Annotated in this window: 23 protein-coding genes; 6 read left to right on the forward strand and 17 right to left on the reverse strand. The window is 54.2% G+C overall.

What is annotated here, in order from left to right; genetic code table 11:
• Positions 1 to 355: 355 nt before the first annotated feature.
• Both SELIN_RS14695 and SELIN_RS08040 read right to left on the reverse strand, forming a co-directional pair.
• Positions 356 to 1,191 (reverse strand): IS5 family transposase gene (locus SELIN_RS14695; RefSeq protein ID WP_156788048.1). Its coding sequence is split into 2 segments (ribosomal slippage): positions 356 to 918 and positions 918 to 1,191, totalling 837 coding nucleotides; the frame shifts between segments, so codons are not numbered across the junction.
• A 1,023-nt stretch (positions 1,192 to 2,214) separates the two neighbouring features.
• The gene (locus SELIN_RS08040) at positions 2,215 to 3,840 is read right to left on the reverse strand and encodes a Na/Pi cotransporter family protein (protein WP_198007071.1); all 1,626 of its coding nucleotides are present in this window, start codon (positions 3,838 to 3,840) and stop codon (positions 2,215 to 2,217) included.
• A 126-nt stretch (positions 3,841 to 3,966) separates the two neighbouring features.
• Here SELIN_RS08040 and SELIN_RS08045 point away from each other — a divergent pair, with 126 nt between their 5' ends.
• Both SELIN_RS08045 and SELIN_RS13990 read left to right on the forward strand, forming a co-directional pair.
• A complete protein-coding gene (locus tag SELIN_RS08045; protein WP_013506169.1) occupies positions 3,967 to 5,826 on the forward strand; it encodes an ATP-binding protein in 1,860 nt (619 codons plus the stop codon).
• Positions 5,827 to 5,855: 29 nt separating this feature from the next.
• The gene (locus SELIN_RS13990) at positions 5,856 to 7,484 is read left to right on the forward strand and encodes an EAL domain-containing protein (protein WP_013506170.1); all 1,629 of its coding nucleotides are present in this window, start codon (positions 5,856 to 5,858) and stop codon (positions 7,482 to 7,484) included.
• A gap of 4 nt (positions 7,485 to 7,488) precedes the next feature.
• Here SELIN_RS13990 and SELIN_RS08055 read toward each other — a convergent pair whose 3' ends face one another.
• On the reverse strand, positions 7,489 to 7,701 hold the full coding sequence (locus SELIN_RS08055) for a hypothetical protein (protein WP_013506171.1): 213 nt from the start codon (positions 7,699 to 7,701) through the stop codon (positions 7,489 to 7,491).
• Positions 7,702 to 7,931: 230 nt separating this feature from the next.
• Between SELIN_RS08055 and SELIN_RS15245 the strand changes: the two genes are divergently transcribed.
• From SELIN_RS15245 to SELIN_RS08070, 3 genes are all read left to right on the forward strand, one after another.
• Positions 7,932 to 8,387, forward strand: coding sequence for a hypothetical protein (locus SELIN_RS15245; RefSeq protein WP_198007072.1), 456 nt, complete (start codon positions 7,932 to 7,934; stop codon positions 8,385 to 8,387).
• 420 nt (positions 8,388 to 8,807) lie between these two features.
• Positions 8,808 to 9,545 carry a class I SAM-dependent methyltransferase gene (locus SELIN_RS08065; protein ID WP_013506173.1) on the forward strand — a complete coding sequence of 246 codons (738 nt, stop codon included), beginning with the start codon at positions 8,808 to 8,810 and terminating at the stop codon, positions 9,543 to 9,545.
• 61 nt (positions 9,546 to 9,606) lie between these two features.
• A complete protein-coding gene (locus tag SELIN_RS08070) occupies positions 9,607 to 10,200 on the forward strand; it encodes a hypothetical protein (RefSeq protein WP_049871116.1) in 594 nt (197 codons plus the stop codon).
• A gap of 114 nt (positions 10,201 to 10,314) precedes the next feature.
• Here the strand turns inward: SELIN_RS08070 and SELIN_RS14700 are convergent, their stop codons facing one another.
• Positions 10,315 to 10,716 carry a VOC family protein gene (locus SELIN_RS14700; RefSeq protein ID WP_013506174.1) on the reverse strand — a complete coding sequence of 134 codons (402 nt, stop codon included), beginning with the start codon at positions 10,714 to 10,716 and terminating at the stop codon, positions 10,315 to 10,317.
• Between the two features lie 353 nt (positions 10,717 to 11,069).
• Here SELIN_RS14700 and SELIN_RS08080 point away from each other — a divergent pair, with 353 nt between their 5' ends.
• Positions 11,070 to 11,516: a universal stress protein gene (locus SELIN_RS08080; protein WP_013506175.1), complete on the forward strand. Its 447-nt coding sequence runs from the start codon at positions 11,070 to 11,072 to the stop codon at positions 11,514 to 11,516.
• A 30-nt stretch (positions 11,517 to 11,546) separates the two neighbouring features.
• Here SELIN_RS08080 and SELIN_RS08085 read toward each other — a convergent pair whose 3' ends face one another.
• From SELIN_RS08085 to SELIN_RS08145, 13 genes are all read right to left on the reverse strand, one after another.
• A complete protein-coding gene (locus SELIN_RS08085; RefSeq protein ID WP_013506176.1) occupies positions 11,547 to 12,191 on the reverse strand; it encodes a DUF502 domain-containing protein in 645 nt (214 codons plus the stop codon).
• Between the two features lie 3 nt (positions 12,192 to 12,194).
• Positions 12,195 to 12,995 carry a lysophospholipid acyltransferase family protein gene (locus SELIN_RS08090; protein ID WP_013506177.1) on the reverse strand — a complete coding sequence of 267 codons (801 nt, stop codon included), beginning with the start codon at positions 12,993 to 12,995 and terminating at the stop codon, positions 12,195 to 12,197.
• Complete coding sequence (locus SELIN_RS08095; RefSeq protein ID WP_013506178.1) at positions 12,992 to 13,867, reverse strand: GNAT family N-acetyltransferase; 876 nt, start codon at positions 13,865 to 13,867, stop codon at positions 12,992 to 12,994. The genes SELIN_RS08090 and SELIN_RS08095 overlap by 4 nt, the downstream gene beginning before the upstream one ends.
• Before the next feature lie 139 nt (positions 13,868 to 14,006).
• Positions 14,007 to 16,670 carry a translation initiation factor IF-2 gene (infB, locus tag SELIN_RS08100; protein WP_013506179.1) on the reverse strand — a complete coding sequence of 888 codons (2,664 nt, stop codon included), beginning with the start codon at positions 16,668 to 16,670 and terminating at the stop codon, positions 14,007 to 14,009.
• Positions 16,671 to 17,258, reverse strand: coding sequence for a DUF448 domain-containing protein (locus tag SELIN_RS08105; protein WP_013506180.1), 588 nt, complete (start codon positions 17,256 to 17,258; stop codon positions 16,671 to 16,673). It abuts the gene before it with no gap.
• Between the two features lies 1 nt (position 17,259).
• Positions 17,260 to 18,408, reverse strand: coding sequence for a transcription termination factor NusA (gene nusA / locus SELIN_RS08110; RefSeq protein WP_013506181.1), 1,149 nt, complete (start codon positions 18,406 to 18,408; stop codon positions 17,260 to 17,262).
• 6 nt (positions 18,409 to 18,414) lie between these two features.
• A complete protein-coding gene (locus SELIN_RS08115) occupies positions 18,415 to 18,882 on the reverse strand; it encodes a ribosome maturation factor RimP (protein ID WP_013506182.1) in 468 nt (155 codons plus the stop codon).
• Between the two features lie 125 nt (positions 18,883 to 19,007).
• Entirely contained in the window at positions 19,008 to 19,967 is a 960-nt protein-coding gene (locus SELIN_RS08120) for a tetratricopeptide repeat protein (RefSeq protein ID WP_013506183.1), read from the reverse strand.
• 82 nt (positions 19,968 to 20,049) lie between these two features.
• On the reverse strand, positions 20,050 to 20,613 hold the full coding sequence (gene pal / locus SELIN_RS08125; RefSeq protein ID WP_013506184.1) for a peptidoglycan-associated lipoprotein Pal: 564 nt from the start codon (positions 20,611 to 20,613) through the stop codon (positions 20,050 to 20,052).
• 9 nt (positions 20,614 to 20,622) lie between these two features.
• Positions 20,623 to 21,981: a PD40 domain-containing protein gene (locus tag SELIN_RS13995; RefSeq protein WP_013506185.1), complete on the reverse strand. Its 1,359-nt coding sequence runs from the start codon at positions 21,979 to 21,981 to the stop codon at positions 20,623 to 20,625.
• Positions 21,974 to 22,786, reverse strand: coding sequence for a TonB C-terminal domain-containing protein (locus SELIN_RS08135; protein WP_013506186.1), 813 nt, complete (start codon positions 22,784 to 22,786; stop codon positions 21,974 to 21,976). The genes SELIN_RS13995 and SELIN_RS08135 overlap by 8 nt, the downstream gene beginning before the upstream one ends.
• Positions 22,787 to 22,806: 20 nt before the next feature.
• Positions 22,807 to 23,205: an ExbD/TolR family protein gene (locus SELIN_RS08140; protein WP_013506187.1), complete on the reverse strand. Its 399-nt coding sequence runs from the start codon at positions 23,203 to 23,205 to the stop codon at positions 22,807 to 22,809.
• The gene (locus tag SELIN_RS08145) at positions 23,202 to 23,849 is read right to left on the reverse strand and encodes a MotA/TolQ/ExbB proton channel family protein (protein ID WP_013506188.1); all 648 of its coding nucleotides are present in this window, start codon (positions 23,847 to 23,849) and stop codon (positions 23,202 to 23,204) included. Before SELIN_RS08145 ends, SELIN_RS08140 begins: the two co-directional genes overlap by 4 nt.
• Positions 23,850 to 23,937 lie beyond the last annotated feature (88 nt).

A 23,937-nucleotide genomic window follows, 5' to 3' on the forward strand; every position in this document is an offset into this window, starting at 1 on the left:
TCAGCGCGCCTTGAAACTTTTCCATACACCGCGACTTCCCTGTCAGGTTTTTATCCGAACCAGTTTCGATATCAAACATGCAATTTGCAAAACCGTCCTCCTGAAGCGAATCCTTGTCGCGCCAGTCGATTCAGTCTGCATGATACCACAGTAAATGTTACAGAGGTACCGTTAACCTTCTTGAAAATGACAGATGTGTGACTTTGATCCTGAAACGGCTCATGGAGATGCTCTGCATTCAGATCGGTTTAACGGCTATTGAAACCCTATCTGCCGTGTTGCCACTGTTGCTTCCGCCTCATGTTCTTTCCCATTCGCGTGTATTCGCGTTCATTCGGTGCGCCAGGCTAAGAACTTATCCATAAATTACGCCGATTTTCCTGTATGTGATTATGGCTGCCGCAAGACACGTCAACCCGTAGTGAGTGACCTCAAGCTTCTCAAAGCGCACATGAATCTTCCTGAAACGGTTGAACCAGGAAATAGATGCTTCCACTATCCAGCGCCTCGCCTTCTTTGATGGGTCACGCTTCTTGTCCTCGATCTCTTCTTTTCGCTGCTTTACATGGGGTATGTATCCGCGCTGAAGAATGCTGCTGAGCGCCTGCTTTCCCTTGTAGCCACAATCTGCGCAAAGATGCTGCTCCTGCTCTGCAGGCTTCTCGAAGACTACGCCATCAAGAACAGCTTCAAGCTGGCTCACATCATGCCGGTTCGCTCCGGTTACGACGATGGACAACGGGACGCCACGACCGTCCACCAGGACATGACGCTTGCTCCCGTTTTTTCCCCGATCCGTCGGGTTCTTCCCTACGGTTTCAAGAGCCATTGGTGCTTTGTACATTCCGCCATCTATGCTTTGCCACTCCCAGGCAATTCCCTCCATCTCGTCATACTCAGCCAGCCCTTGACGCCAAAAGCTTCGAATACACCGGCCTTACTCCACTCAATGAAGTACTTGTGCACGGCACTGGCGCAACCAAACTGCTCCTTGGGTATGGCTTTCCACTGGCAACCGGTGCGCAGCACATAGACAATGCCGGAAAACGCCTTCCTGGGGTTAAGTCGCTTGCGCCCACCACCAGGCTTGCGCTTGTAGACCTTGTCAAGATCTCTTTGATGGATTGGCAGCAAAGGCTCAACTCTTTGCCAGAAAGCATCTGAGACTTCCCATGATTGCACTTTAGACATAAATCACCGCCATGAATGATCTCTCACTGAATCATTCTATAGCAAACTATCATAATGGTCAATAATTATTTATGGACAAGCTCTAAGTCTGGCCAATCTCGTAAGCTGAAAGGAGCTTACCATAGTAATTGTCTGTTTGACTATGTAGCAGCCGGGCGTGCATCGGAGTAATCTTCTGTACGAAGCCCCGTAACTGCGAAGGTGCGAGCCGCAACGCAAGTGAACTCGATTCGGCCTCGTTAACGCTAATTGAGAGTGGCCATCCTGCCGAATGAGGTGAAGCCTATAATCGTTGCAGAAGCAACAGACAAGTGCATGCATCGGACTCTCCGGGGTGGTTGGAGGCAGCGCGTACCGACAGATTGGTCAGGAACCTGGGAGGCCCATATTGCTGTGGCTTCGAGCCAAAAGGGTGCATGGGAATGCATAACCATGTTTTCCTGTAATGTGGGAGTCGGAGAGGCCCATAGTAGTGCTGAAACCGGGTAATGCTGGTGGAGCGAAGGGGCCTTACTGTTGTCATGCTGAGTTATTGGCAAATGGGATGTTTGCTTGAGTGGACTCACTCGATAACAAACCCTGCAGAGTCGTGAGTACCCGTAATGGAAAAGCCATGCTGCCGGAAGAATCCCTGGTCTGATGAAGCAGCTGTACCTGCAGGCGAAGCAGATAATTCTGCGTGTTCCTTCAGGTGAAGGCAGCAGGAAAGCCGGATGCGGGAAATCCGCATGTCCGGTTTGAGGAGGGGGAGCAGGGTGAAACCTGCTCTCTACTCTACCGGTAAAATCCCCTGCCTTTCCATTGCGAGCTTGGCAGCTTGGCGAGAGGTGTGCCTTTCCCTCTTTTTCCGTGGGCTCCGTGCTTTCCGTGGTTCAATCTCTTCCTGCCTTTTCACCACGCCCCTGCGTACTCAGGGAGAGACCTGTATTCATTTCCCACTGCATTTATCTGCGTTAGTCGGTATTCATCTGCGGATAATATCTTTTGTTTTGCAGTTTCCCATTCGCGGTTCACTCCCTCGGCTTACGCTTCCTCTGCGGCTTTATCGTCAACCATGGTCAGCGGTTCAAAGCGGCACAGGTGGGAATTGATGCGTTCCAGGTTGGCCACCAGGTCGGTGTGCACGGTGGTGGTGGCGACGGAGGCCTGCAGGCCCTGCTGCAGGCGCTGAATATGGGATTGCATCAGCTGGTTTTCTTTTTTGCGCACCTTCTGGTGGTTATCCTGCAGCTGCACATGGAGGGAGCGCTGACTGGTCAGGTAGAGCTGGTGGCACAGGTCGAAGTTTTCCAGGGTCATGGCTTCCAGTTCCTGCAGTTCCCGGTAGCCTTCTTCGCTGAGGCGGATTTTTTCGCGATTCAATTTGCGGGAAAGCTTGATGACGTTCTTCACCAGGACATCGCCCACATATTCCAGGGTGGTGGCGTAGTTGATGGTGTCAAAGAGCAGGTTGGATTCTGCCGGGTTCATTTCGCGGTGGGAGAGGCTGGTGAGGTAGAGGCGGATGTCCAGGTTCATGGCGTCCAGGCGGTCGTCCATGTTCTGGATTTTCCAGGAGCGGTCGATTTCGTAGCGATCTATCAGGGCAAAGCTGCTGGTGAGCATTTCACGGCACATGCCCGTCATGTTGATGGTGAGTTTGCGGGCTTCCTGGATCGCCAGGTCTGGCGAGGACTGGAGGGAACGGTCAAGGAAATATTCGGCGGGAGCGGTGGTCACTTTGCGTGGCTTGATCAGGCGGTCAATCATGGCGGCTACCAGTCCGATCAGCGGAAAAAAAACGATGGTCAGGGCGATATTGAACAGGGTGTGGAAGTTGGCGATATTGCGGGCAATATCCCCTTCCGTAAAGAAGTTGGCGTGAATGTAGGGCAGGAAGGGGATGATGGCCAGGGCGCCGAGGGTATTGAATATGATATTGGCCAGGGCTGTCTTGCGGGCCTGGAGGTTGGAGCCGAAGCTGGCCAGCAGAGCGGTGACCCCGGTGCCGATATTGGAGCCGACGACGATATACATGGCGGAGTGAAAGTCGATCAGGCCGCTGGCGGCGAAGGAGAGGGTCAGGGCGATGGTGGCTGCCGATGCCTGCACCATGGCGGTAAAGAGAAAGGCGCCCAGTACCAGGAAGATTTTCGGCACGCCCCCTTCAACGAAATAGGAGAGGAACTGGGCGTTGTGGCGCAGGGGATCAACACTGGCGCCCATGAATTTCATACCCAGGAATATAAGTCCAAAACCCAGGATCAGGCGGCCGAAATAGATGGTGCGGTCTTTCTTGCCGAAAAAACGGATGCCGGCACCGACCCCCGTCATGAACAGGGCATAATCCTGGAGGCTGAAGGAGATGAGCTGTACGGTGAGGGTGGTGCCGATATTGGCACCCAGCAGCACTCCCAGCGAAGCGGTAAAGGATATCAGACCGCTGCCGACAAGGGTTACGGTGATCACGGTCGTGGCCGATGAACTCTGCAGCAGAGCTGTGGCAAAGGTGCCGGTGATAATGCCTGTCAGGCGGTTGCGGGTGAGGGTGGAAAGATAGGTGCGCAACCTGGCACCGGCTATGATCTGCATATTGGCACTGACCTGGGAGATGCCGTAGAGCAGGAGCATCAGGCCGCTGAGGAGGTTGATGTAGTCAAGTGGTTGCAAGGGTACCATCCGCTGGAGTATTTGTGACTTCTGTGAGAAAATGCTATCAGAGACTGAGGGTTTTCATTACCGTTTGTCTGGACAGTTCGTCAACAAAAAGATGCTTGAGAAAAGAACGGGAGTTCCATGCAGAAAAGAAAATCTCTTGCTCGTCACATCTTCCTGCCGGTTCTGGCTCTCAGCGCACTCTCCATCATCGCGGTAAATGTCCTGATGTATGCCTCTTTGTTTTCCGCTGTGGAGAAAAATTTGCGCGATGGCATGGCATCGGTGATCAACAGCCACCTCCATGTCCATTTTGATTATTATATTGACCAGATAGTCACGGATATGCGCTTTACCACTCAGCGGTTCTTTCTGGATGAGCAGTGGCGTGACAGTGATGCCTTCTCTGAGCATATCGAACAATTAAAAGACAGATACCATGCCGCAGAGGTTTTTATGTACTGCCCTGCCAGTGGAACCTCTTATGTGAACCCGCAAGGGCTTTCCCGTTCTTCATGGGAGCTTTCTTCGCCAGCGCGCCCAGTATTTTCCATTCACTCCGATCAGCGTAAGGCGCGGTTGTCGGTTCCTGCTGAAAATGGAAGCAATGATTGCGGTTTTATGGGTATGGATTTTTCTCTGGAGACGGTGTTGGAACAGGTTGATTTTGATGTCCTGGGCCAGGTCTCCCGCTACGTGATTTTTGACCAGGGGCAGGCGTGGTTCAGTGGGGAGCACTCCGACAACCGGCGCTGGCTGGAACTGGTTCGGCAAAAAAGGGTTGCCGGAACGCATTTTTTTCCATCGCTCAACGGACGCGACAAAGCCTTTACCTTCATAACTCCCCTGCAGGATATCGGCTGGTACCTGGCGGTGGAAATCCCCCGCTCCCAGTTTACCCGCAATTACTATCTGACCTTTCAGTGGATTTCCCTCATCATCGTCCTGTTTATTGTGCTGTTGGTCATCGCCATTCTGGCGATCCTCTACCTGCGCGTCAAAAAACCCCTCAGTTCCATTATTGAAGCACTGCGGAGTTATGATCCCGCTGCCCCCTTTGACTTCAAGGCTCTTTCCAGCTTCAGCCGTGAGTATCACGATATCGCCTTTGCCTTTTCGTTCATGGATGGGCGCCTGAAAAACACCTATGCCCAGCTCCAGCGTTCGCAGCAGCATCTGCAGCAAGTCAACCAGAGTCTTGAACAGCTGGTGGCCAGTAAGACCTGGGAGCTTGAAGAGAAGATCCGCGAGATCCAGGTTATCAACCAGGATCTCAGCCAGGCCAAGGAAGACGCTATTCAGAGCCTGAATATCCGCTCGGAGTTCATGGCCAATGTCTCCCATGAGCTGAAGACACCGCTGAACTCCATCATCAACTTTACGGATCAGATCCTTGAAGACTTTGATGAGATGCTCAGCGACGACGAACTGCAGGCGGAGTACCATGGCTACCTGGAGCGCGTCCTCTCCAACGCCAGGCATCTGCTGGCCCTGATCAATGATCTCCTGCTCTATTCGAAAGCCGACTCCAGCAAGCTGGACTACGAGATGGAGTGGCAGAATGTGGTGCCTCTCCTGGGGGACTGCCTGGAGGATTTCCACCCCATGGCCCAGCAGAAGCATATTCAGCTGCACCTTGAAGTGCCGAAAAAGCTGTACGTCTGTATTGATGAACTGCGTTTTCTGCAGGTACTGCAGAACCTGATTTCCAACGCCATCAAGTTCACCGACAGTGGTAGCGTCAACGTGCGTGCCAGCGACGAAACGGGCCGCGTCGTGGTGGAGGTCGCCGATACCGGACGTGGTATTCCCACCGAGAAAATGCCGGTGATTTTCGACCCGTTCTCCCAGCTCAACCGCTTCGATCAGGGCACCGGGCTGGGGCTTGGCCTGGTGAAGAAAATGTGCGAGGGAATGGATATCCGTATCGAAATAGACTCAGAAGTAGGGCGTGGAACCACATTCCGACTTCTCTTTGACAGAACGCCTCCAGCACAGTAGCATAGGTTAACCAGAGAAGGATGGGAACCATGGGGCAGGAGTCGTATCGCATATTGATCGTCGATGATATAGAAGATAACCGGCTTGCCATCAAAGCCGCTCTGCGCAAGCAGGAGTACACCTTTCTGGATGCCCACAACGGCCAGGAGGGCTTTGACCAGGCAGTTGCGCATATGCCCGATCTCATCATCACCGACGCCATGATGCCCCAGGTGGACGGCTTCGAGATGACCCGCCAGCTGCGCGAACAGGAAAAGACCCGCCGCATTCCCGTCCTCATGATCTCGGCCCTGGACGAAAAACGGGACAAGCTGCGGGCGCTGGAAACCGGCGTGGACGATTTCATCTCCAAGCCCTTTGATAAAACGGAGCTGCGCGTACGCTGCCGGGCCTTTATCAAGAGCTCCCTGCTGAATCGCCAGTACGTCCTGGCAACCAAGAATCCCCTCTCAGGATTTGCCAACCGCACCGCCTTGCTGGAAGACCTGCGCAGTCAGCGGCACACCGCCCTTTTTATCCTGGCCATAGACAGTTACGAAGAGTTCCATGAAATACATGCCAGGGAAATGGTGGACTCCATTGAACTGGAGTTCGCCCAGCGGCTTTACAGTGCGGTACCGCACTCCTTTGACATGCCCCTGAACCTCTACCATTTTGGCGACGGAGAGTTTGCCCTGCTGCTGAAAAATGGTACCAGCGAAGTGGGGCCTGAAAGGGCTTCGGGCATCTGTCAGCAGCTGCACGACCTGGTGCAGCGCGGCTCCATCACCATCAATCAGAATGACTTTGAAATCAGCGTCACCATCGGTTACTCCATCAGCTCGCGCAACACCTATGAAAATGCCCGTATGGCACTGCGCTACGCCCAGAAAACACGGAGACCCCATGTCCTGGCCGAAGAAATACAGGAGCAGGTGCACCAAAGCGTGCAGCACAACTTCAACTGGCTGCGTAAACTCAAGGAAGCCATCCAGGACGACAACATTGTCGCCTACTACCAGCCCCTGCTCAATAACGCCACCAATACCATTGAGCGCTATGAGTCGCTGGTGCGCCTGATCGACGAAGATGGCACCGTGCACTCACCCTTCCACTTCCTGCCCGTGGCCAAATCGTCGCGCTACTACTTTTTCCTCACCCAGAGTGTCGTGGAACAGTCATTTGATATCTTTGCAGACAGCGAGGCCGGCTTTTCCATCAACCTCACCAAAGATGACATCGAACAGGATTTTATCCGCGGCTTCCTGCTCAAAAAAATCATGGAAAACCCCGAAACCGCAAAGAGACTGACCTTCGAATTCGTCGAAGATGAGTCCCTGCAGAATTTCGGACAAGTGAAGAAGTTTATCGATCAGATTAAACAGTACGGCGTGAAAATCGCCATAGACGACTTCGGCAGCGGCTACTCAAACTTTGAACGCCTGCTGGAGCTGCAGGCCGACGTACTGAAAATCGACGGCAGCCTGGTCAAGGACATCGACCACAACCCCGTCAAGCGACATATCGTCGAAACCATCAAGACCTTCGCTGACAAGACAAACATGCAGACCGTCGCCGAGTTTGTCTCCAGCGAGGAGATCTTCCGCATCGTCCGGGAAATCGGCATCGACTATTCCCAGGGCTACTACGTCTCTCCCCCCCAGCCACGCATCAAGTGAGACCTCAGGGAATATCCTGGAAATCCTCCAGGGCGCTGACCTCCTCAATCTCCTGGTAGTCACTGAGCTCCACCTTGTCAAACTGCTCGCCGCAGAAATTGCATACCCAGTGGTAAATCAGCCAGTAATCGCTATCGACCTCAAGCATAGAGCTTTCAATCTCGTTCAGTTCGCCCTGGGTTCCGCAGAAAGGGCAGAAATCCGGTTCAGCTTTCATACAACTCCGTCCTGTGTTGAATACCCGCTTGCTGAAACACCGCAAATCAGACAAGAGAAAAAACTCATGGTGCAGAGCGCCCCGCTGTGAGAGAAGAAGCGAACGCGAGAGAACGGTTTTCAGCAGCCAGGCTATGGTAGCTGAAAGGTGAGGGCATTTCCAGTGCTGAAAGGCGGGGAGATTTTACCGCAAATGAACACAAATTGACGCGAATAGGGAATGGAACCTTAGTGAATTATCCGCAGATTACGCAGATAAAGGCAGGGAGCAGGAAGGCAATACGCTCACTTGAGGCGCTGGCCCGCCAAGGAAAGGAAAAAATCTTGGTATGCTCATCAGGAAAAGATTTATACGCAGCAGGTGGAGTAATCATTTTGGTTTGCCAGAGAAACTTTGCTAAACTGAACCCATTAAACATAATGCAGGTTTCCTGTCCGGTCAGCAAATTGGATTTGCACCCAACATTGGAGATCCTAGGCATGCCAAATGTAAAAGAGAAAATGACAGAAGTGATTCAATCCCATTCAAATGATGCAAGTTATGAGGAAATCATTCGCAAGCTTGCCTTTGATCTTATGATTGAGCGCGGTTTGCAGGACTCTCGCAGTGGACGTGTTATTTCTGATGAGGACATGAGACAGCAGATTTTGTCATGGCGGGAGTCCCAAAGTCCCACGCCTTGTTGAGATGGACGGCGAAGAAGAGTGCAGATTTCAAAATCCGTCCGCTCGGAGCAAAACCATGCAAAATATACCCTCTGAAGATATAACTTCTATCTCGCCCTTAAAAATAGACCTGGACACGATCGTCTGCCAGGCAATTGGGATACACCAAGAAGCTTTAGTGACCAGCCGGGCATGAGGGTAGCGCTTGTGCAAGGTTCTCGCAGTCACGAGAAAGTCACAGAAGAACTGCGATTTATGAAAAGTATCGCTCGTGGAATATTAGATATCTGTGATGGCAATGTGCTGACCATGGCGGAAACAAAAATACTGCTGAGTGTGGAGTCGCTAAAAGTTGTCGTCACTCGCTCATCTCCTAGTGATACCCCTATAGAGTAAATTGTTGCTTATGCATTGATGAATATAGCCAAGCAAGGAGGAGCCATGAGCACCAGTCGCCTCTACTCTGATCTTGCCTGGCTGTGGCCCTTATGGGGCGATGCCACGGTGGAGTATGCCGATTACTGTCAGCATGTGGCGGGATTGATCCGCCAGTACGCCCGGCGTCCGGTGGTGTCACTGCTGGATTTGGGATGCGGGGGTGGGAAGAATGTTCTGAATCTGAAGCAGGAGTTTGATGTCACGGGACTGGATCTGAGTCCGGCAATGCTGGCCCAGGCGCGGGAGCTGAACCCGGAATGCACCTTTGTGCAGGGTGATATGCGTACAAGCCGCTTGGGGCGGACGTTTGACGCGGTGCTGATGGACGACGCCATTTCCCACATGACCTGTCGGCAGGATTTTGAGGCGGCTTTTCGCACGGCCTCTGCCCACCTGCACCCTGGCGGTGTACTGATCGCTACGCCCGATGTGGCGACGGAAAATTTCTGCCAGAACCGCACCACAACTACGACGGCCTCCCGTGACGGTCAGGATGTGGTTTTTGTCGAAAATGTCTACGACCCCGACCCCAGCGATGAGCAGTATGAAACCACCATTCTGTACCTGATTCGTGAGCAGGGGAAGCTGCGCGTGGAATCAGACCACTGGACCATGGGGATATTTCCACTGGATACGTGGCGGGAGGTTCTGGGCGCATCGGGTTTTGAGGTGCATGAGGTGCGATATGTGCTGGATGGTGATGAATACTGGGTGTTTGCCGGGGTGAAGCAAGGATTATGATTGGGGCAAAAACGGTGCCCGGTTCTGTCCATGGATACTTCATAATAATCGTGGATACATTATGAATCCGGTAATTTGCACGTGGAATATAAATCTGGCGAAGGGGCATCTGGGAGTCTGGCCTGATGGCTGCCGGGATGTGATCGCGATTTTCCCGAAAGGTGAAACGCCAAAAGTGATTTGCAGCGGGCTTGATGCTGCGCCACGATTGGTCGTCTGTGATGGCGATACGCAGTATTTCGGTATCCGCTTTGCTCCTTGGGTTGCCTTTCCCTGGGACAAGGCTGAGGTTGGTTCAAAGTGTATTGATGTGAACGTGTCGCAATATTTTCCTACAGTGGGGCAGTCTCTGGATTTTTTCGCTGAAGGTGAAAGTGTTTTCGCTGAGCTCTTCTGCTATGAGGATTTATGGAGTTTTCCAGCCCCGCAGTGGCTCATGGAATACTTTGAAGCCTTGCGGGCCGGTATGCCTGAGCGCTGTTCTTCGTTGAGTGAGCGCAGTGTCAGGAGGAAGATGGTCCAGATGACCGGAGCTGCGCCGCGCTACTGGCAAGGTCTGGTTCGCGCGCGGAAGGCTGGTCTAGAAATTTGCGAATCAGATATTCCACAGCGTCACTTGCCGCTGATCACGGTTTTTCCGATCAGGCGCATATGAGTCGCGAGATTCAGCGCTGGTTTGGCTGCACGCCCATGAGTCTCCGCGTGCATCGAGAGCAGGCTCTGAGGCAGCTGGCTGCTCCCGATGTACTGCAGAGGGGCTGAAAGGTGTTCAGGGGTTGATTATGAAGTATTTCTGAAACTCTGCGGCTGGAGCAATCGACTGGTAGCAGTAGACGATGAGACCAGCTGGGTCAAGGACGCCAAAACCGCGGTCTCCCCACGGATGGTCCTCTAAGGGGACAACTGGCGACAGTCCTGCGGCACTCAACCTGGCGTGTAATTGGTCAACATCCTTTACCTGAAGATTCAAAAAAGCTCCCCCGGCGAATACATTCATGCCTGATTGTGGCTCTATCAGACAAATTTCCTGTCCAGAAGAGGATTTGAAGCGGAGCACAACATACCAGGCGCAATCAAAAACCGAGTATGCCCCAAAGTGGGCTTCATAGAAAAGGCGGGTTTGTGGAAGATGGTTCGTGACTACGGTCAGACTCGCAGACTCAATGCTCATTGTGTCCTCCATGGATTGGCTTGCTATTCAAGGATTATGCGCCAATGTAGTAGTCGTGGGGGCACATGTCTTGAAGAATTCGGTCACGGGAAATATATTCAACCTATTGCAGAGTTCCTGAAAGTCCCAGTTGCAGTTTCGATATGACCAGTGAAATCCACAGCTCTTGCGGGATTTGCGGGGGACTTTGCCTCTGGTCAGCCTTTCCGTAAGCTGGGGGACGTATGGCGATTGTCACCCCTGTTGTTGAACACTTTGTTTTTTTTTTACCCGCAAATGGTGGTGTGTGGTTTAGCATGATAAAGTTTCCAGAACGCAACCCCATACGACATTATTTGCCAAAGGAGTACACCATGTTAGAGTTCAAAAAAATCCTTGTTCCGGTGGACATGAGCGATTTTTCCCTGAAAGCTTTGGAGGAGGCGATTTCCCTGGCCAAGAAATGTGATGCCAGTATTACCATCCTGAATGTGCTGGGGGATTCTTTCTACACCAGCAATTACATCCGCATTCTTGAGCTGGAGGATATTACGGCTTCGGTGACTCGCCAGATGGATGAGCAGCTGCAGCAGCTGGCTCAGAAGTACGCTTCTTCTGGTGTCGCCATTGACGCGGTGCTCAAGCAGGGCAATGCTTCCCAGGTTATCTGTGATTTTGCCAGGGATGGAAATTACGATCTGATTGTGATTGCCACTCACGGTTACTCTGGCTTGAACAGCATTCTGATTGGCAGTGTGACGGAAAAGGTGGTTCGCATGGCCACCTGTCCGGTGCTGACCCTGCGCATAGAGAACAACTGATAACACACAGTCGCGTCCCGCCTGAATCCTTCAGGCGGGCTTTTTTTTGTCTGTATTGCCGGGAGTGACAATGCCCGCGCTGACCACCAGTTTTATTCCCTCTTCCACACTCATGTCCAGGTGCATGACGTTCTGCCGGGGAACGGCGATGAGCAGTCCGCTGGTGGGGTTGGGGGTGGTGGGAATGAAGACGTAGACCATCTCTGTTCCGGCAATTTTCTCTGCCAGTTGATTTTCCACATTGGTGCTCAGGAATCCAATGGAATAGATGCCCTCTTTGGGGTACTCCACGCAGACGACCTGCTTGAAGGCGCGTCCGTTGGCGGTGCCAAAGGCGTTCAGCAGCTGTCGCATGGCGCTGTGAATGGAGCCGGCAAAGGGAAGGCGGCCCATAAGGTCTTCGGTGTAGTGAAACAGGCTGCGTCCCACATAGTGTTTCGTAAGCATGCCGGTAACAAAGAGCAACAGCAGCAGACCGACCATTCCGATGCCCGGGATGCGGTAACTGTGAGGAAGTTTGATGCCCAGTGATATGAGGGCATGGGTGACCAGTGGGGAAAAGGAACTGTCGATTTTCTGGAACAGAAAGTGCGCGACGAGAATGGTGACGGTGGCGGGCAGGATGACGATCAGGCCCGTCACCATAGTCTGGCGGCAGTAGCGATAGATTTTCATGGGTCAGGGCAGCAGCGTGCTGGCGTGTTCGGTGCGCGCACTGATGTACGTACTGCTGATGCGTTTGTGCAGGTTGTCTGACAACTCCTTGCGTCTGGTGCCCGAAGCACTGTATACGGGCTCCATGAAAGTCATGGAGACATGTACGGATCGGGTCTGGAGCAGTCGCCTGACATGGGCCAGGAATTCCATATCCCCATAATAGCAGATGACATCAAGTTCAGCCTGGTTGGCCTGCCTGGAGTTGATGGTGTGATAACAGAGGCAAAGAGGCTGGATGGTGAAATGTCGCTGACAGGCGATCTCCAGCAGTCCACTGCGAAAGGGGAGAACACTGCTGCCATCGGAGGTTGTGGCTTCCGGAAAAATACAGACGCGCAGGCCCTGTTCTACCCATGACGCAATAATCTGCTGCTCCTGGTGGATATTGCGGGGATTGCGCCGATCCACAAAGATGGTGCCACCGCAGCGAGCCAGAAAACCCAGCAGGGGTGAGCGTTCCACTTCCGTTGATGATACGAAGAGTGTGGGGTGTTGAGCCGCGATAACGAGGATGTCAACATAAGAGAGATGGTTACTGACAACGATACAGGCAGACGCGGCTGTGCCTGGCTGGGGGGCGCCATGGTGGCTGACGTGGATGCCCAGCAGGCGCAGCCCCCACCGGCAGTATCTGGTGGTGGTTTCAGCGCACAGTCGCTTGCGCCTGTGCGCCTGAAGGGGGAGATTCTGCACTATCCACCCCGTCAGGGCATAGGCGACCAGAGAGAGCACTACCAGGGGGTATTTCAGCAGGGGGTTCATACTCCGGAGAATTTCTCCTCAATGCGGTTATTGAGTTTTGTGGTGTCCAGCAGGGTGAAGAAGTCCACACAGGCGAATTTGCGATCCAGTGCAGGCTCGCCGCAGATGACCGCACCCGATTTCAGATAGAATTTCAACAGGGTCGGAATCTGCTTTCTGGCATCTTCGGCAAAGCTGTCCTGGATGGCCCCGACAAATTCAGCGTAGGCGTCCAATCCGCTGATGCGGAATTTTCGGCGGGGGAGAACTTTTTCGTTGGCGCTGCAGCGATGCTTCCACTTCAGGTAGAGGTGCAATGAGGCGATTTCATCCAGGGCAGTGGTCTGAATGCTTGAGCAGCCGAAGATATAAGTGCTTTTGGTGAGCTGGATATAGTGCCCGACGGCTTTCCAGAGCAGGGCGATCATGTAGCTGTTGCGGTAGTCGCGGTGGATGCAGGCACGACCCAGTTCAAGCTTGTGGCCGGGCAGGGCCAGGATGTTGCCGATGGAGAATTCTGTGGCAGAGTAGAAGGAGCTGCTGAAGCGAGATGAGTTGACCCGATAGGTGCCGATACAGCTCCCGGTCGCCTTATCGATGATCATCAGGTGGTCGCAGATGAAGTCGAAGTTGTCGATATCGATCTGCAGGGGCCTGTTTTTCTTGAGCATCTCGCTGTAGAAGACGTCGTGTCTGAGGGTCAGTACCTTTTCCAGGTCTTCGCCGTCAAGGGCAGTTCGTACCAGGTACTTGCTGTTTTCAATGACGAAGGGATATTTGGGTGTGAACTTGCGCATTTTTGTGTGAACCAGATAGTTCACCAGTTTTTCGGTTTTGATGGTCTTGTGCAGTGAGGTAAGGCCAGGAGCTTCAAGAATGCTTTCGATGATCATATCGTACTCCTTGGGAAGCGTATGCCAGGAGTATGGGGGAGTGAGGCGTGAAGTGTGTGAAGTCATTGTAAAATAGCAGTAAATGAATAAAAAAACCGCAGCCGATGGGGGCTGCGGTGGGAATGGTGTCCTGATTGGATCAGATGTCCAGGGTCTGGGTCTTTTCCTCCAGGATGTAAAACTCCAGGGTATCGCCTTCCTCGATGGGATCGTTGTAGCCGTCGAGGCCTATGCCGCACTCGTAACCCTTGACCACTTCCTTGACATCGTCCTTGAAGCGTTTGAGGGAGGCCAGCTTGCCCTTGAAGAGCACGTTGCCGTTGCGGATCAGGCGGGCAAAGCTGTTGCGCGTGGCTTTGCCTTCAGTCATCATGCAGCCGGCGATTTCGCCCTGTTTGGGAACGCGGAAGACCTGGCGAACGCTGGCCTGACCGATGACCAGTTCCTCAACCTGCTTATCGAGCAGGCCTTCCATGGCTTTTTTGATGTCTTCCACCACCTCGTAAATGATGTTGTAGAGGCGGACGTCAACGCCTTCACGCTGGGCCAGTTCGGCAGCCTTCGGCTCGGCGCGGACACTGAAGCCAATAATGATGGCGTTGGAGGCGCTGGCCAGGTTCACGTCGGTCTCGGTAATACCACCGGCACCCTTGTGGATAATGCGCAGCTTGACCTGATCGCTGGGGAATTTCTCCAGGGACGTGGCGATTGCCTCAGCGGAGCCGTGTACATCGGCCTTGATGATGATACCCAGTTCCTTGATGGTTCCACTTTGCATGTGGCTGAACAGGTCGTCCAGGGTCATTTTCCCCTTGCTGGTCAGCTCGGTGTTTTTTACTTTTTCTTCGCGACTGGTGCATATCTGGCGGGCGGTTTTTTCATCTGCCACAACGGCAGCCAGATCGCCGGCTTCGGGGACGCCGTTGATGCCAAGCACCTCGACAGGAGTAGAGGGGCCCGCTTCGTTGATAGGTTTGCCGCGGTCATCGAACATGGCGCGCACACGGCCATAGCAGGTGCCGGCGATGACAATATCCCCTTTGCGCAGGGTACCGTTCTGGACGAGTATAGTGGAAACGGCGCCGCGCTGTTTGTCCAGCTTGGACTCCACCACGGTTCCACGCGCTTCCCGTTCGGGGTTGGCTTTCAGATCGAGGATCTCCGCCTGCAGCATGATCATTTCCATCAGGTTATCAATGCCGATGCGCTCTTTTGCGGAGATGTTACAGTAGATGGTCGTGCCGCCCCACTCTTCGGGGAGCAGGTCGCGCTCAGCCAGCTCCTGCATGACGCGCTGGGGGTTGGCGTCGGGCTTGTCTATCTTGTTGACCGCAACGATGATCGGTACGCCGGCGGCCTTGGCGTGGTTGATGGCTTCGATGGTCTGGGGCATGACGCCGTCATCAGCGGCGACGACGAGGATAACGATATCCGTTACCTTGGCTCCACGGGCCCGCATCTGGGTAAAGGCTTCGTGTCCTGGGGTATCCAGGAAGGCGATTTTTTTACCGCTGCCAAGGTCCACGTTATAGGCACCGATATGCTGGGTGATGCCGCCTGCTTCGCCGGTTACTACGGCACTGGAACGGATGCTGTCCAGCAGACTTGTTTTCCCGTGGTCAACGTGACCCATGATGGTCACAATGGGGGAGCGTGACTGCAGGTTTTCCTGGATGTCGTCCTCGGTGCTCAGCAGGTGCTCGTGGTCGAGCTTGCGAATTTCAACCATGGCGCCGTATTCATCGGCCAGTAACTCGGCGGTTTCGGCATCGATGACCTGATTTATGTTCGCCATGACGCCAAGTTTTATGAGTTTGGCGACAATTTCTGTGGCTTTTTTTGATACGGCTTTGGCGAAGTCAGCAACGCTGATGGCTTCGTGAACGATAATTTTCAACTGCTTTTTCGACTCGACAGTTGATACCTGCTGTTGCGAGCCTTTGTCCTTGCGCTTTTTCTTTTTGCCGCCACGCTTGCGTCCCAGGGCGATTTCATCGGCATCCCAGCTGTCCATTTTGCGGATTTTATTGGGGTCGATTTCGACGGTCTCGGCTTTCTTTATGGGTTTTTTTACCGGTACATCGTCTGCCTTGACGCGCTCTTTGGCTTTGTCGCGCTCTTTTTCCTTCACCTTGTCCTTTTTGCGGGTTTCCTTGGGGTCGAGTTCCTCAAGGACCGTGCGTCCATCGGCGGGTGCCGGTTTGCGGACAGGACGTGGGCCGAATGCGGGCTTGCTGTCCTTGTCGAAGGCGTCCTTGCCGCCCGTGAAGGAACGATCGGGGGCCTTGCGGGGAGGTCCAGCCGGCTTGGCAGGCGCCGCAGCTGGTGGCGTGGCATTGGCCTTGGAATACATTGGCGAGCGCTCAGCCCGTGATGGAGATTCCGGACGGGAAGGGCGCTCGGCCTGACGTTCTGTTGAAGGTGTACTTGAGCGCTGCTCCTGGAAGCGGATCGCGCCCTTTTTATTGTCGCGGGAGAAACTGAACTGGCGAGGTTTCGCCGCGCTTTCTTTATTGTACAGCGGTTCGGCAGGAGTCGAAGCTCCACTGCCTTTTGATGAGCTGCTCTTTGCTTCGGAAGGTTTTTGGGAATCTGCTGGTGAAGTGTCAGCTGCAGATGCTTTGGGCTGTGGCGTCGGCGCTTCACTGTCTTGCTGGTGCTGACGCATCTTTGAAACCATTTCCGGTTCAACGCTCTGCAAGGGGCTTGTAACCCGGTATCCCATGTTCTCCAGTTCCGACATGGTTTCTTTGGTGTTCATACCCAGTTCTTTTGCCAGTTCGTGAACTCTCAGTTTTGCCATCTACATCCCTTCCTTCTTCATGGTTCTATATCTTTCAAAATTGTGAATAAACGTTGACGCCAGCCCGGTATCAGTAATGACCAGGCAACTGCGCTGTGCCGTTGCGAACAGGGAGCCCATCTCCTCCTGGCTGAGCAGGAAGACACAGGGGATCTGCAGTCGTGCAGCATCTGCGCTCAGTTCGTTGCGGCGATCCAAACTTATATCATCTGCGAGGACGAGTACCTTGGCAAGTCCTTTTTTCATTCCCTGCTGCACCTGGGTGTAGCCGGAAAGAACCTTGCGGGCTTTTACTCCGATCTTCAGGCTGTTCAGTGCCTGGTTGCGCAGAAGTATCTGCAGTTCGGTCAACTTCTCTTGTACACTGAAAGGGCTCAGCTCTTCAACCCGCAGGGCATGCATAAGCTTCTTCTTTTCCAGACCTTTGCTGACGCACCTGGTCTGTGGACACACATGGGCTCCCCGTCCGGGAAGCTTTTGTTTCAGATCCCAGATGATGGTGTTGTCAGGGGTTGCCACAATCCGCAGGAACTCCCTGGGGCTCCCTTTGGCGCGGCAGGCTATGCACATGCGTTCGGGTTGCGGCAACTCAGCTCTCCTCCTGCTCTTCAGCCAGGCTGCTGTTCGCAACAGGTTGAATCTGAACCGACTGTGTGGGGTCGGAAGATCGGCGTGCCTGTGGTGTCTCACCGCGCAGATATGCTTCGTACTCCTCTTCGGAGTAAATGTCTATCTTCCAGTTGGTGAGTTTGGCAGCCAGGCGGGCGTTCTGACCCTTGCGACCTATGGCCAGGGAGAGCTGACGCTCCGGGACAACGACCACAGCCACACCTTCTTCATCATAAATATCCATTTTGACGACTTCAGCCGGATTCAGGGCATTGCAGATAAACAGGGCGGGCTCGTCGCTCCACTCGATGATGTCGATCTTTTCGCCACCGATCTCTTCCACTACCGCACTGACACGACTGCCTTTGACGCCAACACAGGCGCCGACAGGGTCCATGCCCGACTTCAGGGCTTTGACGGCAATCTTGCTGCGGGAGCCTCCCTCCCTGGCAACGGCTTTGATGACGACGTTACTGGAGGAGATTTCGGGCACTTCCTCGCGGAAAAGCTGGAGCAGGAACTGTTCGCTGGTGCGGCTCAGGAGAATCTGCACGTCGCCGCGACGGCTCAACTGTACGTCGCGGATTACAGCCTTGACGACGTCTCCCTGTTTGTAGGTATCGGTGGGGAGGATGTCTGACTGCAGCAGAACACCATCGCACTCGCCCATGCTCAGGACGACGCGCCTTGCTTCCACGCGTTCAACAGGCGCCAGGATGAGTTCGCCAATGCGCTCGCGGTATTCGTCCATCAGGGACGCTTTTTCAACATCGCGTACCCGCTGCATGATAATCTGTTTGGCGGTCTGGGCGGTGATTCGCGCGATGGTCTGGATGTCAATGGGGACGTGGATTCGCTGTCCCACCTTGGCGTCTTCCTGAATTTTGATTGCGTCGGTCAGGGAAATTTCCAGGCTTTTATCGCGAACCTTTTCCACAACTTCCTTTTCAAAAGAGACGTCAAAGACTCCCGTCTCGTCGTCTATGCGGAAGAATATTTCGCATTCCTGGCTGTATTTGCGCTTGAGTGCGGCAACCACAGCAGTTTCAATGGCTTCAAGCAGGGTAGTTTTATCGAGGTTCTTCTCGCGGCACAATTGCTCAATTGAGCTGATGAATTCATTTTTCATAGGTTGTTACTCCCATTCGTATTCCAGATTGGCTTTTTCTATAATGGCAAGGGGTACCGGTATGAGAATACCCCGGTCTTTTTCCCGTATGGTCAGCTCGGTGTCGCTGATATCAGCAAGATAGCCAATGTGCAGTTTTGTATTCAGGAGGACTTCGCTGGTACGAATACGTGCCAGACGACCCAGGTATTTTTCGAAATCAGCACGGTGGCGCAGTTTGCGGTTTACGCCAGGGCTTGATACTTCCAGGGTATAGCGGAAGCCGATGATATCCTCCACGTCGAGAAGGGTGCCGAGCTCAATGCTGACCCGTTCGCATTCATCCAGGGATACCCCGCCCTCCTTGTCCAGGTAGACCCGCAGGATCCAACCGCTGGCGTTGATGAGCTCCACATCGAACAGCTCAAGTGCGAGTTCCTGTACAATGGGTTGCAGGAGTTCGCTGACGCCGCGAAGTATGCGCTCTTTATCCATCCTCTCACCTCAGATTTCACAATAAAAAAAGTGGGCGATAAAAACCCACTTGTTAAAGGTTTATCCTGTTTTCTCTCGCAAAACGCCCGTACTATACCATGAGTGGTGCATGCGCGCAAGTGGAATTATTCCAGGGCTCTGCGGGCATAGTTAGCGGCGTCGGAGTCGGGGAATTCACTCAGTACCCGCTGGTAGAAGAGTTTTGCCGTGCCCGTGTCGCCGAGAGCGCGAAAGGCGTGGCCTTGCTTAAGGATGGCGAAGGCGGTACTCCAGTGTCGGGGATATTTTTTCGCCTGCTCTTCAAAGATCAGTATGGCATTGCGCTCGTCACCAAGGCGCTGCACCGCACTGCCGTACCAGTACATAATACCTGCCCGTTCATTGTCGGACTCTGCTCCGGCCAGGATCTGAGGATACTGGTCACGGACCTGGGTGTACTTCTCTTCGCGGAAGAGCCGGCGGATGTAGTCGTAATTATTTTCGCCAGCCTGTTTGTCCAGGGTCGCGGTGGCGCGGGTTGCTGGCTGCTTGCTGCTTTCCGTGAGGGTTTCTGCCAGGGTTGCGGCGGTGGCTGAGCTTTCAGCCTTGACTTCGCCAAGGGTTCGCTCGAGGGCGCTGATTTCCCGGGCTATACTCTGCAGTTGTTGCTGGATGCGGGTGAGTTCTTCCTGGTTTTTCTTTTCGTTGGCCGCAACGGTGCCGCTGATGGTTTCCAGGGAGCTCTGGGTTCGCTGCTGGTTGCTTTCGAGTTGCTCCTGCAGTGAGCGCTGGCCGGTGTCATGTCGTCGCGATGAAGTTTCCAGCTGGTTGCGCAGGGTGGCTATCTCCCGCTCCACTTCCTCGAGGCGAAAGGAGACATCCATCTGCGAGCGCTGAATGGTCGGGCGCAGGCGCTCCTGGTCGGTGGCCAGTTCGCTGACCCGTGTCGAGGCTGCGGTAACGCCGGATTCCACACGGTTCAGCTCTTCGTTCAGATAGTGAATCTGTACCTGCAGAGCTTCAAGGTCAGCCTGCTTGGCGCATCCGGTGAGCAGGATGAGCGAAAAGACCGCGATCCAGGTATGGCGATGTGTCCACAGTTTCATTGTATCCATCCATAGCAAATTGCCTGCTCATGGTGAGCAGGCAATTTGTCAGTTTGCTTTGGGCTGTTTCCTGGGCACGTGGTCAGCGTTTGTTGACAAACTCGCCACGGCGGTTTTTCTGCCAGGCCCACTCGTTGCTGCGTGGGTCGACGGGACGCTCTTTGCCATAGGAGATCGTTGTCAGACGGGAGGCGTCAATACCGCCAGTCACCAGGTAGTCCTTTACGGACTGGGCACGGCGATCGCCGAGGGCAAGGTTGTAGTCGCTGCTGCCGCGCTCATCACAGTGGCCCTCAATGACGATGCGTGCATTGGGGTTATTCTTCAGGTACGCGATATTGTTGTCCAGCACTTTGCGTGCATCAGGGCGAATGCTGGAGCGATCAAAGTCGAAATGTACGGTGTAGAGTTCGGTTCCGTCGAGGTAGATCTTCCCGAGCACGGGGCTGGTGAAGGCATACTGTTCGCGGTCTTCGATCTGCATTTCAGGGGCTGTTGTGGTTTCCGTCGGCGTGGTCGTTTCACTGACCGTGGGTTCACTTACAGCAGCGTCATCTTCAATCACTACCTGCTGTGGCGCACAACCCACAGCAACGAGAAAAATCATGCCCGCCAACAGGGCAAATAGACCTTTAAACTTCGCCATTTTTCCTCCTCATTTTTCCTTCTCTGGAAATACCCAGTCGGGCATATTATTGTTTGCCGGCCCGTCTTTCAGGCGTTTCTGAAAGGTTCCCGTCCGGTCCATGACGTACAGCTTGAATTCTCCGGTCCGATTTGAAGTGAACAGGAGATAATTGCCGTCCCGTGACCAGCGGGGGGTTTCGTTATGCCCAGAGTTATACGTAAGACGCTGAGGATTATAGCCGTCCTTTTCGACAATGTAAATATTAAACTTATTCTCTTCCAGCGAGGTATACGCGATGTAATTGCCGTCAGGACTCCAGACTGGCGAGACATTGTAACGTCCTTCATAGGTGACCCGTGTAATCTCATCGGTACGCAGGTTTATCATGTATACCTGCGGCGAGCCGGGTCGGTCGGAGACAAAGGCGATGAAATTGCCGTCGGGACTCCAGGCGGGTGAAACGTCAATGGACCAGTGGCGGGTCAGCTGGCGATACATGCGGCCATCGCTGTGCAGCAGGTAGATGTTGGAAATTCCGTTATGGGACGCGGTGACAGCAATGTACTTGCCGTCGGGGCTGGGGATGCCGCCGGTATTGGTGCCGCCGAAAGCGGCCAGCAGTGCTGTGCGTCCCGACTGCAGATCCCGCAGGAGTATTTCGGGTCGTTGGCGGATATAGGAGGTGAATGCCACCTTGCTCATGGAGTGCCAGAAGGGATTGATGTTGATGCTGTCGTTGGTGGTAACGGGCTGCAGATTGCTGCCGTCAAAATCCATGGCGTAGATATTTTTACTGACGGCATTTGCCGAGCTGGTTCGGTCAGAGACAAAGGCGATGCGCGCTTCAAAGAAGCCTTGGACGCCGCTGACTTCGTAGAGAATGTGGTCGGCGAGGCGGTGGGCCAGCGTGACATACCGATCAAAGGCGATCTCAAAGCTCTGTTTGGACTTCTTGCGCTTCATGGCCATGTCATAGACTGCCACTTCCGCGCGCAGGTGGGTTCCCGTGGAGAACAGGCTTACGCTTGCCATGAATTCGGCACCGATAAAGAGCCAGTCTTCATAATTGACATCGGGTCTGCCGGGTTCGGCCAGGTACGCTTCACGGGGCAGCACTTTGATGATCCCCGCATAGCTGAGATCCTCCAGGATGAGGGCGCGCATGTTTTCGCGGAACTCGGCGGAGAGGCTGTTGTCCGAGGTGAATGTGGGGATGGCTATGGGGATACTGGTGATGCCGGTGGGTCGTACTTCAATGGCAAAGGCTTCGCTCTCTGCAACGTCAGCTGTGGCGACACCAGTCAGGATGAGTGCGGTGGCCAGGGCGCAAAGGATACGGTTGATGTGGCCCATGGCGGAGCAGAAAGATGGACGGGGGTCAGTCATGAATGTTTCCTCGAACGTCGATGGTGATGGTCTGGCGCGGGATGCTGGCGGGGAAGGGCATGTAGGGGTTGCCTCGCTGGACAGCCAGTATGAGCGCACGGTCTATGATCTGGGAACCGCTGGAGGTTCTGATGCTCACAGATTCGGGGATGATGTGGCCATCGCGGCTCAGGCTGAAGCGCACCACCGGGTCGCGGGTGGCTTCCACACTGAGGTCGATGCGGTTTTTGAAATGTTCCGTGATAATAGCGGTGATGGCCTCCAAATAGCTGATGGCTTCGCGATCACCGCTCATATCCCAGACAGTCTGCGCTTCAGTCTCTGCCCCCGAGTTTCCGGTAATGGTTGCCTGGGGAGGTGCGACTGGGACTTCCTGCCGGGTGGCAGGCGGTGTTTGCGGTGCCGGTGCGGTCTGGGCCTGCTGGCGAGCCAGGCGGTCAATGGCCTGCTGGGTCTGCTGCTGCAGTCGCTGGTTCTCCTGTTCCCGGCGCAGGCGATCGACAGCTGCCTGGGTCTGTTGGCGCACGTCGGTAGCTGGAACGGGTGGCTGCACTCTGGGAGGGGCGGTGGACGCCTGTTTACTGGAGGTGGCGATCACCGGGGCTTCCTGGGGTGTCGCCTGGGTTGTGGTGGTGCGGTCAGCCACTTCAGGGATGAGATGAACGCGGATATTCGGCGTAACCGGCGGGCTTACGCTGCTGCTCAGGCTGAGCAGTGCATAGATGAGTATGAAGACGCCATGCAGTGCCACGGAAGCGGCAGTGGAGTTACGCAGGCAGAGCAGTGGGGTAATCCATTGAAGCATCAGTTTCAGCAACCAGTCTTTTATTGAGTTACCAGGCCGATATTAAAAAAACCTTCAGACTGAAGAATATCCATAACCGCCACGACGGCACCATAGTTGACTTTGCGATCACCCTCGATGATGACGTCGTACTCCTGTCCCAGCTGTTTGAGGCCCTGGAGACGAGCCGGGAGATCAGCCACGGTGATGGCGTTCTGATTGATGAATACCTGGCCCTGTTCGTCAACGGTGATGATGATCTGCTGCTTGGCGTCATCAACCTTGAGCTCAGCCTGGGATTCGGGCAGGTCGACATTCATGCCGTGCTGGAGCATGGGCGCGGTGATCATGAAGATAATCAGCAGAACCAGCACCACATCCACCAGCGGAATGACGTTGATGTCCGGCATGGCCGGGTAAAGATTGCGCTGAATCTTCATTGCTTCCTCATGAGAATAGCCATGAGTTCATCGGCGAAGCTCTCCATGATGCTGACCTGCTGCTTGATGCGGGCGGCAAAGACATTGTAGAACATAACGGCGGGGATGGCGGCGAAAAGGCCCAGGGCCGTAGCCACCAGCGCTTCGGAGAGCCCTGGCGCCACAACCGCCAGCGAAGCGCTGCGCATGGCGCCGATGGTGTGAAAGGAGCGGATGATGCCCCAGACGGTTCCCAGCAGGCCGATATAGGGGGCCGACGAGGCGATGATGGCCAGGGTGCTGAGGGAGGATTCCATGTCGCGTACCTTGGCCATGGATTCCGCGCGCACGATGCGCTCCACATAGGCCACTTTTTCATCGCTGGCGGTTTCCTGGGGGAGTGCCTGGAAGTTCTTATGGGTGACCCGGAAGACATCAAGCAGGGGCGCGCTCATGCTTCCGGCGGAGGAAGTGACCTTGGAAAGGGACTGGTTGGACCAGAATATATCAAGAAAGCGGTCATTCATCTGGCTGACGTTACGCAGGTACAGAAATTTCTGGATGATGACTCCCCAGCTCACAATCGACATGCCCAGCAGGAAAATCATAATGAACTTGCCGAAGAAGTCGGCGTGGGAGAAGACATTGGCGATGCTGAATTCCATTCTGTATCCTCACAGGCAGAAATTGATTTTGGGGTAAAATAAAGCAATGCAGCGGGAAAGCCAAGGGATTTCGGTGATGCGAACATGT

Source organism: Desulfurispirillum indicum S5 (assembly GCF_000177635.2).
Lineage (GTDB): Bacteria > Chrysiogenota > Chrysiogenetes > Chrysiogenales > Chrysiogenaceae > Desulfurispirillum > Desulfurispirillum indicum.

What these genes read in the sequence shown, in the direction of transcription:
- SELIN_RS08045 (WP_013506169.1), top strand. Translation starts at nt 3,967, where the DNA reads ATGCAGAAAAGAAAATCTCTTGCTCGTCACATCTTCCTGCCGGTTCTG.
- SELIN_RS13990 (WP_013506170.1), top strand. Translation starts at nt 5,856, where the DNA reads ATGGGGCAGGAGTCGTATCGCATATTGATCGTCGATGATATAGAAGAT.
- SELIN_RS08055 (WP_013506171.1), bottom strand. Translation starts at nt 7,701, where the DNA reads ATGAAAGCTGAACCGGATTTCTGCCCTTTCTGCGGAACCCAGGGCGAA.
- SELIN_RS08065 (WP_013506173.1), top strand. Translation starts at nt 8,808, where the DNA reads ATGAGCACCAGTCGCCTCTACTCTGATCTTGCCTGGCTGTGGCCCTTA.
- SELIN_RS08070 (WP_049871116.1), top strand. Translation starts at nt 9,607, where the DNA reads ATGAATCCGGTAATTTGCACGTGGAATATAAATCTGGCGAAGGGGCAT.
- SELIN_RS14700 (WP_013506174.1), bottom strand. Translation starts at nt 10,716, where the DNA reads ATGAGCATTGAGTCTGCGAGTCTGACCGTAGTCACGAACCATCTTCCA.
- SELIN_RS08080 (WP_013506175.1), top strand. Translation starts at nt 11,070, where the DNA reads ATGTTAGAGTTCAAAAAAATCCTTGTTCCGGTGGACATGAGCGATTTT.
- SELIN_RS08085 (WP_013506176.1), bottom strand. Translation starts at nt 12,191, where the DNA reads ATGAAAATCTATCGCTACTGCCGCCAGACTATGGTGACGGGCCTGATC.
- SELIN_RS08090 (WP_013506177.1), bottom strand. Translation starts at nt 12,995, where the DNA reads ATGAACCCCCTGCTGAAATACCCCCTGGTAGTGCTCTCTCTGGTCGCC.
- SELIN_RS08095 (WP_013506178.1), bottom strand. Translation starts at nt 13,867, where the DNA reads ATGATCATCGAAAGCATTCTTGAAGCTCCTGGCCTTACCTCACTGCAC.
- infB (WP_013506179.1), bottom strand. Translation starts at nt 16,670, where the DNA reads ATGGCAAAACTGAGAGTTCACGAACTGGCAAAAGAACTGGGTATGAAC.
- nusA (WP_013506181.1), bottom strand. Translation starts at nt 18,408, where the DNA reads ATGAAAAATGAATTCATCAGCTCAATTGAGCAATTGTGCCGCGAGAAG.
- SELIN_RS08115 (WP_013506182.1), bottom strand. Translation starts at nt 18,882, where the DNA reads ATGGATAAAGAGCGCATACTTCGCGGCGTCAGCGAACTCCTGCAACCC.
- SELIN_RS08120 (WP_013506183.1), bottom strand. Translation starts at nt 19,967, where the DNA reads ATGAAACTGTGGACACATCGCCATACCTGGATCGCGGTCTTTTCGCTC.
- pal (WP_013506184.1), bottom strand. Translation starts at nt 20,613, where the DNA reads ATGGCGAAGTTTAAAGGTCTATTTGCCCTGTTGGCGGGCATGATTTTT.
- SELIN_RS13995 (WP_013506185.1), bottom strand. Translation starts at nt 21,981, where the DNA reads ATGACTGACCCCCGTCCATCTTTCTGCTCCGCCATGGGCCACATCAAC.
- SELIN_RS08135 (WP_013506186.1), bottom strand. Translation starts at nt 22,786, where the DNA reads ATGCTTCAATGGATTACCCCACTGCTCTGCCTGCGTAACTCCACTGCC.
- SELIN_RS08140 (WP_013506187.1), bottom strand. Translation starts at nt 23,205, where the DNA reads ATGAAGATTCAGCGCAATCTTTACCCGGCCATGCCGGACATCAACGTC.
- SELIN_RS08145 (WP_013506188.1), bottom strand. Translation starts at nt 23,849, where the DNA reads ATGGAATTCAGCATCGCCAATGTCTTCTCCCACGCCGACTTCTTCGGC.